This is a genomic window from Promicromonospora panici (assembly GCF_900608595.1).
Lineage (GTDB): Bacteria > Actinomycetota > Actinomycetes > Actinomycetales > Cellulomonadaceae > Promicromonospora > Promicromonospora panici.
In genome coordinates, this window is sequence record NZ_UWYY01000003.1 from 115,599 (window position 1) to 129,734 (window position 14,136).

At 68.4% G+C, this 14,136-nt stretch carries 8 protein-coding genes and 2 pseudogenes; 4 read left to right on the forward strand and 6 right to left on the reverse strand.

Annotated features, from left to right (window positions below; genetic code table 11):
- Positions 1 to 158: 158 nt before the first annotated feature.
- The 4 genes and pseudogenes from EW117_RS04095 (at position 159) to EW117_RS29650 (ending at position 3,038) form a co-directional block, all read left to right on the forward strand.
- On the forward strand, positions 159 to 1,274 hold the full coding sequence (locus EW117_RS04095; protein WP_129783982.1) for a LacI family DNA-binding transcriptional regulator: 1,116 nt from the start codon (positions 159 to 161) through the stop codon (positions 1,272 to 1,274).
- Positions 1,275 to 1,449: 175 nt separating this feature from the next.
- Positions 1,450 to 1,953: pseudogene (locus tag EW117_RS30735) on the forward strand (trehalase-like domain-containing protein); the annotation flags it as partial.
- Positions 1,901 to 2,194: pseudogene (locus tag EW117_RS30740) on the forward strand (glycoside hydrolase family 15 protein); the annotation flags it as partial. The pseudogenes EW117_RS30735 and EW117_RS30740, both read left to right, overlap by 53 nt.
- An 85-nt stretch (positions 2,195 to 2,279) precedes the next feature.
- Positions 2,280 to 3,038 carry a glycoside hydrolase family 15 protein gene (locus tag EW117_RS29650; protein ID WP_277986446.1) on the forward strand — a complete coding sequence of 253 codons (759 nt, stop codon included), beginning with the start codon at positions 2,280 to 2,282 and terminating at the stop codon, positions 3,036 to 3,038.
- 48 nt (positions 3,039 to 3,086) lie between these two features.
- Here the strand turns inward: EW117_RS29650 and EW117_RS04105 are convergent, their stop codons facing one another.
- The 6 genes from EW117_RS04105 to fabG all read right to left on the reverse strand — a co-directional run bounded on the left by EW117_RS04105 (position 3,087) and on the right by fabG (position 14,029).
- Complete coding sequence (locus EW117_RS04105; RefSeq protein ID WP_129783984.1) at positions 3,087 to 4,514, reverse strand: aldehyde dehydrogenase family protein; 1,428 nt, start codon at positions 4,512 to 4,514, stop codon at positions 3,087 to 3,089.
- 49 nt (positions 4,515 to 4,563) lie between these two features.
- Complete coding sequence (locus tag EW117_RS04110) at positions 4,564 to 5,271, reverse strand: CoA transferase (RefSeq protein WP_129783986.1); 708 nt, start codon at positions 5,269 to 5,271, stop codon at positions 4,564 to 4,566.
- A gap of 33 nt (positions 5,272 to 5,304) precedes the next feature.
- Complete coding sequence (locus tag EW117_RS04115) at positions 5,305 to 6,528, reverse strand: pyridoxal-dependent decarboxylase (RefSeq protein WP_165362449.1); 1,224 nt, start codon at positions 6,526 to 6,528, stop codon at positions 5,305 to 5,307.
- Between the two features lie 626 nt (positions 6,529 to 7,154).
- Positions 7,155 to 8,732 (reverse strand): helix-turn-helix transcriptional regulator, encoded by a 1,578-nt coding sequence (locus EW117_RS04120; protein ID WP_165362450.1) that lies wholly within the window; start codon positions 8,730 to 8,732, stop codon positions 7,155 to 7,157.
- Positions 8,733 to 9,225: 493 nt separating this feature from the next.
- Entirely contained in the window at positions 9,226 to 12,381 is a 3,156-nt protein-coding gene (locus EW117_RS04125) for a DUF7507 domain-containing protein (RefSeq protein WP_165362451.1), read from the reverse strand.
- A gap of 937 nt (positions 12,382 to 13,318) precedes the next feature.
- Entirely contained in the window at positions 13,319 to 14,029 is a 711-nt protein-coding gene (gene fabG, locus EW117_RS04130) for a 3-oxoacyl-ACP reductase FabG (RefSeq protein ID WP_129783994.1), read from the reverse strand.
- Between the last annotated feature and the right edge of the window lie 107 nt (positions 14,030 to 14,136).

The window sequence follows — 14,136 nt, forward strand, 5'->3', positions numbered from 1 at the left end:
GCTACTCCGTTGTCGTGCGCTGGAACGGGAGTGACGCTAGACCGGAATGTGACCGGTCACAAGACTCTGAGACCAACTTGTTACCGGTCACATTCGGGATATGTGCCCTTCCGCGCTCTACCGTGGGACCACCGCATACACCGCACGAAGGAGATCGCATGCCCCCCGGGACAGCACCGCTGGACACCGGCGAGACGCAGGACGCGCGCCGGGAAGACCCGTCGTCCGAGGTCACACCGGGTGCTGGCACGGTCGCCACCACGGCCGGGGAGCTCGGCCGACCCGCGACCATCCGCGACGTCGCGGCACTCGCGCGGGTCTCCCACCAGACCGTGCACCGGTTCCTGCAGGGCTATGAGGGCATCCGGCCGGCAACACGAGAACGCGTCGTCGAGGCGCTCGCGGCGCTCGAGTACCGCCCGAACCTGACCGCCCGGTCGCTGACCACCGGCCGGTCGATGCGGATCGGCGCGCTGACCCATGAGCTCGACCAGTTCGGGCCGAGCAAGATCATCCAGGGGGCGGCCCAGGCCGCCCGCGACGCCGGCTACGTGCTCGACATCCTGAGCCTCGACATGGGCGATCCCGAGGAGATCGACCGGGCACTGGAGACGGTCACGCAGCACGACCTCGCCGGTGTGCTGGCCCTCGCCTCGACGGACCACATGGCGCAGGCGTTCGGCGCCGCCAACTTCCGGGTCCCCGCCTTCCTCGCGGGCGAGGAGGACGAGTTCGCGAGCGACCATCCCTCGCAGCTCACCAGCGTGGGGTTCCCCGCGCTCATCGACCATCTGGCGGGCCTCGGTCACCACCGCCTCCTGCACCTCGCCGGGCCCTCGGCCTGGTCAGCGGCCCGCAACCGTGCCCGCGCCTTCGAGACCGCGGTCGCAGGCCACGGCCTGGTGTCCGACGGCGTCGCGCACGGCGACTGGACCGCGCGATCTGGTTACGAGGTGATCTCTGCGCTGCCCTCGGACCTCGGCTTCACCGCGATCGTCGCCGCCAACGACCAGATGGCGCTCGGCGCCCTTCTCGCCCTGGGGGAACGCGGCCTGCGGGTTCCCGAGGACATCAGCGTCACCGGGATCGACGACATCCCCGACGCCGCGTACTTCTCTCCCCCGCTCACCACCCTCCGGGTCGACTTCGTCGCGCAGGGACGCCGCGCCGTCGAGCACCTGCTGGCCCGCATCGCCCAGCGGGAGCCGGCGGACGACGACGCGCTGATCTCGCAGCTCGTCGCGCGCCGGTCCACCGGCGCGGCGGCCCGGTAGCTCCGGGCCACGGCCGAGCGCCGCGCAGGCACGTCAGGGAGACGTCAGGGCTTTTCGCCAGCGGGGTCGCCCGTCCGTCAGACACACTCGTTCAGACCGGGACCTGACGAATGGAACGGCGGAGACGATGGGCATCGAAGCGCTGAGCCAGCAACCGCTCGCGGACTAGGGGCTGCTGTCCGACCGGCATTCGGCCGCACTGGTCGGCCGGGACGGTTCCGTCGACTGGCTCGGATTTCCCCGCTTCGACAGCCCGTCGGTCTTCGGCCACCTCCTCGACGCCGATGCCGGCGCGTGGACGATCCGGCCCGCCGGCACCACGGACGGCGCCACCGAGATCCGCCGCGGCTACGTCCCCGACACGCTGGTCCTGCGGACGACCTTCACCACGCCGAGCGGATCCGCGGAGCTGACCGACGCGCTGGCCGTCACCGATCCGCGGACGGGCGGCATCCCCGACGTGACCACGGAGGACCCACATCGGCTCGGCGAGCACGCGCCGCACACGCTGATCCGCCGGCTCCGTGGGGTCAGCGGTGCCGTGGAGGTCGAGATCGTGGTGCGCCCGCGCCCGGAGTACGGGTTGATCGTCCCGCTGCTGACCCAGGCGGACGGAAACACCCGCTGTGCCGGGGGCGCGAGCCGGCTGCTGCTCTCCTCCGCCGTCGACTGGATCCTCGACGGCGGCGAGGCCCGGACGACCGGCGACCACCTCGCTCCCCGAGGAGATCGGTGGCGAGCGCAACTGGGACTATCGCTACGTCTGGGTCCGCGACGCGAGCTTCACGATGGACGCCCTGTGGGTCGCGGCATGCCCGCACGAGGCAGACGAGTTCTTCGAGTTCATGGCCGCGGCCGCGGCGCACGGCAGCGGCGGCTCGCTGCAGATCATGTACGGCATCGGCCGCGAGCACGACCTCACCGAGCGGACACTCCCCCCACCTGTCCGGTTGGCGGGGCAGCCGGCCGGTCCGGGTCGGCAACGCCGCATGAACGCAACCACAGCTGGACGTGTACGGCGAGCTGCTGGCCTCCGCGTACCGTCTCCGCGAGCAGCTCGGGAAGCCGTCGGAGGCGATACGGAGCTTCCTGATCGGCCTTGCCGACACCGCTGCCGCGCTGTGGGAGCAGCCCGACAACGGCATCTGGGAGGTCCGTGGCGAGCCCCGGCAGTTCCTCTTCTCCAAGCTGATGTGCTGGGTCGCGCTGGACCGGGCGCTCGCTCTGGCCTCGCAGCTACACGCCGATGACCAGAGCGAGCACTGGCGAGCGGCTGCCGCCGAGATCAGGTCGGCGATCCTCGAGAAGGGCTGGAGCGCCGAGGCCGGCGCGTTCACCCAGTCGTTCGGTTCACCCGATCTCGACGCCTCAGCGCTGATGATCCCGATCGTCGGGTTCCTGCCGGGAGACGATCCTCGGGTGCTGGCCACGATCGACGCGATCGCCGGCCGCCTCACCGATGACCAGGGCCTCGTCTACCGCTACCGGACCTCGACCGGAGTGGACGGGTTGGCCGGCGAGGAAGGCAGCTTCCTGCTCTGCACCTTCTGGCTGGCTCAGGCGCAGGCACAGGCCGGGCGGCTGGAGCAGGCCAGGGCGACGTTCCAGCGGGCCGGCCGGTACGCGAACGACCTCGGACTGCTCGCCGAGGAGGTCGCCGACGGGGAGCTGATCGGCAACTTCCCGCAGGCGTTCAGCCACATCGGCCTGATCAATGCCGCCTGGGCGATCCGCGAGCGCGAGACATTCGTCAATGTGTCTTGACGGAGCCGAGCGCGTCAAGTTGATGTGGCGTTACGCAAATATTCGCCTTCACCCCCAGGCGTGCATGACGTGCTTGACGCGGGTGAACTCTTCGAGGGCGTATGTTGAGAGATCTTTGCCGAAGCCGGAGTGACGGAAGCCGCCGTGTGGCATCTCGGTGGCGAGTGGCAGGTGCGTGTTGATCCAGACGCACCCGTAGTCGAGTGCGGCGGCGGTGCGCATGGCCTCCTCGTGGTCGCGGGTATGGATGCTCACGGCCAGGCCGTATGGCTGGGCGTTGAGGCGGGAGACGAGCGTGTCGGGGTTATCGAAGCGTTCGACCGTGAGCAGGGGTCCGAAGTGCTCGGTAGTGGCCAGGGCGTCGTCGCCGTCGATGTCGGCGAGGACGGCGGGCGAGAGGAACCAGCCGCGGCCGTGTGTGTTTTCGCCGCCGCACAGGAGCGAGGCGCGGCCGCGCAGGTCGCCGAGGGCGGATCGCATTCGTTCGTACTGGGTCTCGGTGGCGACCGGGCCCAATGTGGACGCCGGGTCGTCAGGCGGTCCGGCCTTGGCTGAGAGGGCGTGCATTCGGAGCAGTTCGACGGTGTCGTCGTAGACGCTCGAGTGCGCGAGGACTCGGGATGCGGCGGTGCAGTCCTGGCCCGAGTTCGCGAAAGCCGCCTGTGCGATCGTGCTCGCGGTGGCTTCGAGGTCGGCGTTCGCGGTGACGATGGCAGGCGACTTCCCGCCGAGGCCGAGGTGGAGCTGCTTCACGTCGGCGAGCGCGGCGGTGCCGATGTTGATGCCGGAGGGCGTGGAGGCGGTGACGGCAACGTAGCGCGGGATCGGGTGGGTGACGAGCGCGGAGACGGCGTCGCGGTCGCCGAGGACGACGTTGACCGCGCCTCGCGGCAGGTGGTCGGCGAGAATACGGGCGAGCGCAACGGCGGCAGCGGGCGTGTTGTGGGAGGGCTTGAGGACGACGGTGTTGCCGCTCGCGAGCGCGGCGGCGGTCTTCCAAGCTGCCATGAGCAGCGGGTAGTTGAAGGGGGTCATCACGGCGCAGACGCCGATGGGTTCGCGGCGGATGTAGGAGGTGTGGCCGGGCAGGTACTCCCCGGCGGCAGGGCTGGCCATCGCGCGGGACGCGCCGGCGAAGAAGCGGAAGACATCGATCGCGGGGCCCACGTCGGCGTCGTCGAGGAAGTCGCGCGGCTGGCCGGTCTGGGCGGTCTCGATCGCGACGAGTTCGCTGCGTCGGGCGTCGAGCGCGTCGGCGGCGCGCAGGAGCGCGAGCGAGCGGTCGGCGGGGCTGGTCCGTGACCATTCTTGGAAGGCGCGCGCGGCGGCCTCGCAGGCGGTGTCGATGTCGCTGTCGGCGGAGACGGCGGCGCGGCCGGTCTCGGTGCCGGTGCACGGGTCGATGACCGGTTGGTAGCGGCCACCGGTCGGTGCGGCATGGTCAGCGTCGATGAAGTTGTCAACGATGTCGTGCATTGCGGGCTCCTCGGGTAGGGGCTTGTGGCCCGGATTCGGTCGGCGGGGTTCAGATCCGGATGCGGCCGGTGCCGTCGTGGTTGAGGTGGCGGAGTTTCCATTCGGTGTCACGCACGGGCTCGATGACCTCTTCGCCGCGGTAGACGACGCGGGTGCCGTCGGCGGCGGCCCCGTAGGTGCCCGGTTCGTCCCAGGGCGGGGCGTCGTCGCGCGGTTCGGTTACGACCAGCTCGCCTTCGACGAGTTTGGCGAGGCATGAGGACTGGCGGAGCACGCGGTGCCCGACCGTGGATGTGGCGGTCATCGCGAGCGCTTTGAAGGCCATCCACAGTCCGCCTGAGGTGTCGCCGATGTAGATCGGCAGGTAGGGGACGTGTTCCATGAGGGCGCGGGCCTGGGTGACCGCGTCGAAGGACCGGCCGTCGAACTCGTCGCGCATCGACACCCAGGCGACCCCGAGCCGATCGGCCTCGAAGGCGGGATCGACGTTCCAGCGTTTCCAAGCTTCGGCGCGGACGTTGTCGATGACGATGTCGAAGCTGCCGGGGGCGAGCGCGGCGGCCTCGCGGGCGTGCCGGGGCTCGAGGTGCTTGGCGTGGTTGATCCACGCCCACAGCTCGTCACCGCGCCGCAGCGACTGCACCGGGTCGGGCCGCCCTTCGGGGTGTGTCCATTTAGTCACGAGCGCCCCTTGTTCGGCCAGCACCATGCCGGCGTAGGCGGGGAGGACGTAGGAGCCAAGTTCGAGCACTCGCATGGCGGTGTCCTTTCTGGTCGGTCGGATTCGTGTTCAGAGGCGGAGGGCCTGCGGGCGGATAGCGCGCAGGACGGAGGCCATGAGCCGGTCGCGGGCGGGCGTGCTCAGGCCGGGCTTGACGACGATGCGGCCGCACTGCCCGAGGCGCGGGTTGCATTCGAGTGGGTAGGTGGGGACGATCCACCCGTCTTCCCCCATCCGGCTGGTGAACCGCTCGACGGCGCCGGTCTGCCGGTCGACGAAGGCGACCACGGGAATCGCGTGGCCATCGTTGAGCACTTTCAGGTCCGGGTCGCCGCGCAGGGCGGCGGCGATGGTGGCGGTGAGTGAGCTGCAATCGCGGAGGTCGTAGCGGTACCGGTCGAACGCTCCGGCGCGGGTGAACAGGTGGGCCTGCTGGGCGACGGGGGCGAGCGAGCGGGAGAACGTGAGCCCGATGTCGCGCTTGCCGTTCCCGATGTAGTCGGCCCCGTGCCACAGGTGCTGGGGGCAGTGTTCGGCGTCCCGCCAGAGGGTCCAGCCGAGCCCGAGCGAGGTCTGCCCGAACTTGTGGCCGGAGGCGCTGATCGACACCACGGCTGGCACGATGAAGTCCCAGGGAAGGCTTGCGGAAAGGAACGGCGCGGTGAAGCCGCCGGACGCGGCGTCCACGTGCAGCGGCGTCTCCCGCCCTTGGTCTCGCAGAGCCGCGGCGAGGGCCGCGACGTCGTCGAACAGGCCGTGCTCGGGGTAACCGAGGGTGGCGACGGCGAGGATCGTGTGCTCGTCGCAAGCGCGGGCGAGGGCCGCGGGGTCTGCGACTACGGTGTCCCCGGGTGCCTCGACGGTGCGCAACTCGACATCCCAGTAGGTGCAGAACCGCTTCCAGCACACATGGGCCCCGCTGGAGGCCACGAGGTTGGGGCGCTCGCCGGCGCCGGTCCGCTTCCAGCGGTGGAGCGCGGCAAGGCCGGCGAGCATTGCTGCCTCGGTCGAGCCCGAGACGGCGACGTAGGGTGCATGGTGGTCCTCGCGGTGCCACAGGCGCGAGAGCCAATCGGCGCAGTCGGCGACCATATCGGCGATGTAGGGGTACTCGCTGTTGTTCACGAGGTTGTGGCCGCCAAGGCGTTCGGCGATGCGCGCCAGTTCCGGAGAGACAACCGCGGTGGTATAGGACCCGACGTTCCGCGTCGAGTCGGTCAGGTACGGCAGCCAGTCGATCGCCCATCGTTCGCCCGATCGACGTTGATTCAGTTGGTCTGCTTGGTTGCTCACCGAACGCTCCGTTTCGTTGCTGCCGTGGACACCGCAATGCGATGTGGACCGCCGCCTCGATCGATGGTGGATGCGGCGAGCGTGTGGCGGGCGAAAGCGCCCGACGAGGACTTCGCGAAGGTCATTCCGCTGAGAGGAACGGGCGCCGCAGTCAGTGGTGCGCCGTTGCGGCGATGGATTGCGTGACATGACGAGTCATGTGGAGGAACATCTCGGACGTGAGCAAACCGGCGTTCCCTGCGCAGCTCACGGCTGCTCGGGCACGCCGGGCAACGTGAGCCGCGGCACGGCGACGGAGGCGAAACCGCTGAGGTGCTCGGCGTGCTCCGTGGCGAAGCCGCGCGGACGGATGCGTGCGAGCTCGGGACCCCAACACGCTTGGGTGGTTGGCCGTCCTATGCGTCACCGGGTCCAGGTGGAAACGGTCGAAGGGCGAGGGGCCGGGGGCTAGTTCGGGCGAGAACGCGAGTAGGGCTTCCTGACCGGTGCAGTGCAACGGCGCCAGCGGGAACGTGGACAACATGACACTCGTGAACGCTCCCGGGTAAACCAAGTCGAGATGGAGGGCCTTGCCGCCTCAGGCGACGGCTAGCGAGACCGGCGGCTCCCCACGAAGACAAATCTGTTCAGTGGTTTCGTGGAGCCTCCAGTGGGATCAGTCCGAGGTGCTCGGCGCGTGTGAGGGCGCTGGTGCGGTTCGTTACGTCGAGCTTGCGGTAGACCTTGCGTATCTGGGTACGCACCGTGTTGATCGAGACTCCACTATCTGCTGCGATCTGCACCGGGCTGGCGCCGGCGGCGAGCCCTGCCAGCACCGCCCGTTCACGTCGGGTGAGCACGACGATGGGAACTGAAACGCGGACGCGTCCGGCGCCAACGGTTGCAGGCGTTAAGCCCAGCGTGCGGGGGTCGGTGCCAGTCCGCCGACACAGGTCCAGCACCTCGTCCTGCGGGAGCAGCGCGAACGAGGACAGCAGCCCTTGACGCCCGTAGTCGACCGCTCGCGCGAATCCGACACGAGCGTCATCGAACTCGCCCGATCGCAGGTGTACCACGGAGACGATGAGCAGTAGCTCGAGTGCGTCACGCGGCGTTACCGTCGCGTCACGCATCGCCCGTCTGGCGACGGCCAAGGCGCCGCCGTTGTCGCCTGACAGCAGCCGCACTCGTGCCGCGGGCACCAACAACTGGCTGGTTCCGTCGGCTTCAGCCAGTGCCACGACGCGGTTCGCTTCGCCCATCGCAGAGAGCAGGTCGGCGTGAGCGCGAAGCAGCACCGGGGTTGCGCCGAGTCCCGGGCGCGCGCCCATGCCGTGCGCGAAGCAGGCGGCGTCAAGGTGCAGCAGGCCACCGATCGGCTCCCCGAAGGTCACGGCGTACGCCACATGAGCAGCGGCGACAAAGGGCCACAGCTCGTCCGGCTCCTCGCCATTCCCTGCCTGGTCCAAAGCCTTTGCGGCAGCGGCAGAATCCAGCCGGTCGATCGCGATCAGCGCCCGCGCGACGGTGGCCGCCAGCAACAGGTGCCGCTCAAGCCAGTCCTCGACCGGCCCGCATCGACGCATTCGCTCCAACCACGCCTCGGCCATCGCATGGTGGCCCCGCGCTGCCGCGAGCAGCGCAAGGTTCGCGCAGGCGGAGGCGCTGGCGAAGTGCTGGAACGGTGGTGGGCCTGCCTGCTCGTAAGCTCTCTGTAGATGTCCCATCGCCACGGCAGGGCGCCCGGCGAGCATCGCTGCTACGCCCCGGTGCAGAGCGATCAAACCCGGTCGGCCTGCCAGTCGGTCCCGGCTCCAGGGAAGCATGCCCGGGTCGTCGACCTGCATCAAGCGATCCTCGATCCAGGCCCCGATCTTCTCCGCTACCTCGTGCTGGCCTCGGAATCGTGCCGCGTGCATCGCCAGAGCCCCGGCAGCCACAACATCGCTCGGATGAGAGAACGAGCTCAGGTGCCTTGACAACCGTGCGCCGTGCATCTCGAACAAGCGCATCGCTGCGCGCAGCCCCCTACCGTCGTGCTCTGCGACCAGCTGGTGGGCCAGCACGCCCGCCATCAACAGGCGTGGACGCCCGGCGACCACGGATGCGGGCAGCGTCTCGAGCAATCCGAGGAGTTCGGAGCCGAAGCGGGCGGGCAACTCGAACCACCATTGATCCGCGAGGTCTTCAAGCACCTGCAGGTCGCCGAACGCGATTGCGTTCAAGACCTCGGAATCACGAGGCCCGTGAGCCTGGCCCCGGAAAGGGACGACGATCGGTCCGGTCAGGACGGAGTGATACGCATCATTATCCAAGTCGCCCATCCATTTCTACCCGGTCATCAACGATGACCATTACAAGCGCGGCGAAGCGAAACACCAACTCAGCTCATAATTTATGCCCAGCGGCCCGGCGATCGTCGAAAGTGGTACAACCTGTGGTGGGCAACACTTTTGCCGGTTGATCAGATTTAATCACACCGAATGTACGCCAGACAGCGCAGTACAACTATCACAGAACATCAGACGGAACAAAATAGTAGAACACGCCAATTGGAGCATGCGGACATTCCCGCACAATAGACACCGGCCTGGGGCATTAAGTGAAAACGAACACGGGAATGCTTCGGTTTTGCGGCCGGGAAGTACGCTGCGTGCGACGCCGGCGCCGCCCGCCCTTCGCCCCACCAACTCGTGGTGGGGCGAAGGGCCGGTCGGTCTAGCTAGCGATGCGGCGGCGGCTGATGATCAGCGCCGTGGCGCCGAGCAGCACGAGCAGTGCTGCAAGGCCGGCAGTCCACCCGATGGTGGCACCGGTGGAGGCCAACCCACCGCCGGGACGGTCGGGCTGGTCAGGAACCGGGACCGCGTCGTCCGGCACCGGGGTCAGCGGAACCGTTGCGGTCGACGGGTCCGAGTTCGGCGGCGGCGTGTCCCCGGGCGGGGTGCCCGTGGCGGTCGCCGTGTTGGTGACCTGACCGGCGGCGACGTCTGCCTGCGTCAGGACATAGGTGGCCGTGCAGGTCACCTCCGCGCCGGGTGCGAGGGAGGCCACACCTTCCTCGGGGCACTCGATCGCGGACAGCTTCCCCGATCCGGAGAAGTCGGTGTCGTCGATCTCGATGTCGGCCAGAGTGACGTTGCCGGTGTTTGTCACCACGAACGAGTAGGTCACTTCCCGGCCGACCTCGTACTGCGCGTCCGTCACGTCGGCCGACTTCACGACCTCGATCCCGGGCTTCGGTTCGGCCGGGACCTCGACCGTCGACGGCGGGGACGTCGGCGGCGGCGTGTCCCCCGGCGGGGTACCCGTCGCCGTGGCCATGTTGGTCAGCTCACCGGCGTCGACGTCGGCCTGGGTGACCACGTAGGTAGCGGTGCACGTCACCGACGTCTGCGGCTCAAGCGCGCCTTCCGGGCAGGTCGGCACCGGAGCCGTTCCGGTGCCCGAGAACTCGGCCTCGTCCACCGTGACCTCGCTCAGCGGCACGTTGCCGGTGTTCGTCACCTCGAAGGAGTAGGTGACTTCCTGCCCGGCTGCGGTGATCTCCTGCGTGTCCGAGGTCTTGACCACCTCGATCGCCGGCAGCGGGGCAACCGGGACCTCGACGGTCGACGGGGGCGAGGTCGGCGGCGGCGTGTCCCCCGGCGGGGTGCCCATGGCCGTCGCCGTGTTGGTCAGCTCAGTGGAGTAGAGGTCCGCCTGCGTGACCACATAAGTGGCGGTGCAGGTCACCGACTGCCCAGGCGCGAGGCTTGCGGCCTCGCCGGGGCACTCGACCGCCGAAAGCTCGCCGGACCCGGAGAACTCGGCCTCGTCCACGGCTACATCGCTCAGCGTGACGTTACCGGTGTTCGTCACCGCGAAGGAGTATGTGACCTCCTGACCGACCTCGGCGATCTCCTGCGTTTCCGTGGTCTTGACCACCTCGATCGCTGGCTCCGGGACGACCGGGACCTCGACCGTCGACGGCGGCGACGTCGGGGGCGGTGTGTCCCCCGGCGGGGTACCCGTGGCCGTCGCCGTGTTCGTCAGCTCACCGGCGTCGACGTCCGCCTGGGTGAGCGTGTAGGTGGCGGTACAGGTCAACGAGCCACCTGGTGCCAGCACATCGGCGGGGCAGGTCGCGACCGGCACCTCGCCGGAGCCCGAGAACTCCGTCTCGTCGATCGTGACGTCGCTCAGCGGCACGTTGCCGGTGTTCGTCACCACGAAGGTGTATGCGATCTCCTGGCCGACCTCGTACGACTCCCCGCCCGACGGCGTCGCGGACTTCACGACCGTCAGGTCAGGAGCCGGCGCCTCGGTGGGCGTGCTGGTTTCCGAGGGCAGAGAGCTGATCGGGGTGTCCAGGCCGGTCGGGGTACCCGTGGCGGTCGCGGAGTTGTCGACGGAGCCCGCCTCGACGTCCTCGGCGGTGACGACGTACGGCGTGTCGGTCGTGCAGGTGACGGTCGCTCCCGGCTCGACCGAGGTTGCCGCACAGGTGACTGCACCCACCTTCGGGTCGTCGATTGCGAGGTCGGCGATGGCGACGTCTCCGGTGTTGGTGACCTCGAAGGAGTACTCGATGGTGTCGCCGGTATCCGTCAGGCCGTTCTGGTTGACGTCGACAGGCTCGCCGGCGCTCTTGACGAGCTCCATGCTCGGGTCGCCGAACGTCACGGTGGAGCTGGCCGGGTAGTCCAGGCCGACGGCGGACACGTTGTCAGGGCCGTTGGTGTAGCTGCCCGCCTGGTCCGAGGTCACGTTGACGGTGATCGTGCACGACGTCATCCCGGCGTCCAGGTTGCCGGTCGCCAGTACCTCCGTCGCACCTGCCGCGGCAGTCACATCGGTGGCCGGGCAGGTGGTCGCTGTGCCGGACGGGTCAGCGACCGTCAGGCCCTCCGGAAGGCTGTCGGTGAACGACCAGCCGTTCTTGGCAGCCAGATCGCTGGTGTTGGTGATCGTCAGGGTCAGGGTGGAGACACCACCCGTGGCGACCGAGACCGGGCTGAACTCCTTGTCCAGCTGCGGGGTCACGTCCAGCACCCGGATGTTGTCGTACGCGCCGTCGTTGCCGCTGCCGTCGCCGTTCTCGTTGCGCAGCACGATGCCGAACGAACCGCCGGTGACGAGGGTCGAACCGTCAGCAGGGAACCGTCCGCCCACGACGACGCGCGGCGTGCCGTCCTGAGCAGGGGACGTGTACTCCGCTCCGCGCGGGTCGGTACAGGGGTCGATCGCGGTTTCGGACACCGGGATCTCCTCGCCGGCGCCGTTGACGAGGTAGAAGCGGAGTTCCGGGTGGGTCGCGAAGCAGTTCTGCGCGACGGCGTCGACGGAGAACGTCACGAACCTGCCGGCGGTGGACAGAGTCAGTGGCTCGGCCGTGCGGAACTGGACCTCGTTGCCCGCGGTACCGCCCGAGGTGTACGACGACGCCGCGGCATTGCTCGCCGGGTCAGTGCCGTTGATGGTGCCCAGCGTGTGGGGCAGGGCCGTCAGCGAGGTGTAAATGCCGGTGCCCGCCACCTCACCAAACGTGCCGTTGCAGTCGCCCGCCACGCGCGGGCTGGTCTGGTTGATGATGAAGCCGTTGCAGGCGTTGCGGTCCACCCAGAACGGGTCGGCCGTGTAGGTGGTGCCGGAGGCGCCGGTGTACTCGGTGAGCAGCACGTTCGAGTTGAGCGGCCGGTTCTCGAAGTCCTCGACGAACAGGACCTGCGGTTCGCCCGGCACACCCGGGTTGCCCGGGGCCGCGGCTGCACTCGGCGAGGTTGAGGTCAGTGCCGTGGCAACCAAGCCGGCTCCGAGCAGGCTCAGCGTCATCAGCAGCGCCGAACCACGTCTGAGTCGACGTAGCGAGAACCTGCCGTGGGTCGTCTTCATCGGTGACCTTCGTACGCGCATTCGCTGTTCCCCTCGCTCGCGGACCGAACGATCCGCATCCAATACGCCGTGATCAATGCCATCCGCTCCGCGCCAGAGCGCCAGTCAGAAGTGCCAAAATCACCAACCGAATCACCAATCTGGGGCCGTTTTTCACCCGCATCAGGTATCGGTGTCCGCTCGGGAACAACGACTGTCTCCGCGTTCCCGAACCCCTGCCAGGGCGCCGACGTCGAGAGACACTCCGTGACGGCTCGGCGGGTACCGCTTCAACCACGGACGGCACGGTGCCAGCACACACACGTGATCGATGCGCTCATCGCGCTTCCTCGGCAAACCCACGGATCAGGCCCGGCGCGCTACAGCGCAGTTGTTGAGCACATCGGCGAATCTGCGGTGTGCTAGCCACCACAAGTCCCTCTCCACACAGGCCTTACCCGGGCGCAACGTCACACCCGCTGGGAACGCCGCTTTGTTGGCCCGTGCTCGTCCTTGCACCAGCCTGGAGAACCCGCGCGCCGCGTGCCTTAGCCCGACTCGTGATACGGCTTAACAGCCGTGCGGGAATTGCTTGCTCATCATCGACTAATTCAGATCACGCCCAGTCCGTGCCATGGAGCAACGCACCGATAGAGAGGCGACGCGTGCCCTCGGAACCGCGCCTGCGGGGGTCTGACCGGGTGACATCAAGCCGGAGCCGTGGCACTTTCGAGTTCTTCGTGGCGGGTCCGGTCCTCAACCGTGCGATGTGGCCGTCCAAGCCAACCTCGAAGCCGACGCCCAACGACCCCGGCACCAAACCTGGCGACCCCCACGACCAGTCCTACTCCGTCACGGATCCCGTTGCCGTCGGGACCCGGTCAAGAGTCCTCGGTCTGCGGGTGTTTCCATCGGCGCCTGAGCGATCCCACCGTTGCCTCTCGGGCGGCGTCCTTGGTCAATGCCCCATTCCCGCGCCGCCATCGACTGGAATGACAGCCCCAGTGACGAACGACGCGGAGTCGCTGGCCAGCCACAGTGCAGCCCCCGCCACGTCATCGACCGTTCCGAGTCGCCCGACTGGGGTCGCGCGCTGGTAGGCGTCGACTGTCGCTGGGCTGAGGCTCGATGTCATGTCGGTTGCTATCAGGGTTGGCGAGATGACGTTGGCCGTGATGCCTCGGGGTGCAAGCTCACGGGTGAGTGAGCGCGCCAGCCCCACAAGCCCGGCCTTCGAGCTGGCATAGTTCACCTGCCCGGCTGCACCGGCGAGAGCGTTGATGCTGGAGATCAGGATGATGCGTCCGAACCTGCGGCGCATCATTCCCCGAGAGGCGCGTTTGACGACTCGATAGGACCCATTGAGGTTGATGTTGATGACGTCGGCGAAGTCTTCGTCGGACATCTGTGCGATCGGCCCGTCACGGGTGATCCCTGCGTTCGATACCAGAACTTCGACACCTCCCAGCTGTGCCTCTACCACACTGAACGCCTGGTCGATTGAGCCACTCTCGGCCATGTCCGCGCGCACAGCCAGCGCACCATCCGGGCCGTTCCCGTTCCGGGAGATGACCGCCACACGGTGCCCGTCGCGCAGGAAGGCTTCTGCGATGCCGCGGCCGATGCCGCGATTGCCGCCCGTGACCAGCACGGTTCGTGGCTTCATGATTTGGCCCCTTTGAGTGTCGATAAGAGAGACTGCAAGCTTTTCGAGCCCAGGGCGCGAACGTACGTTCGGCCGCTAATATTTGTCAGCGGCCGAACGCCGGAGACGCG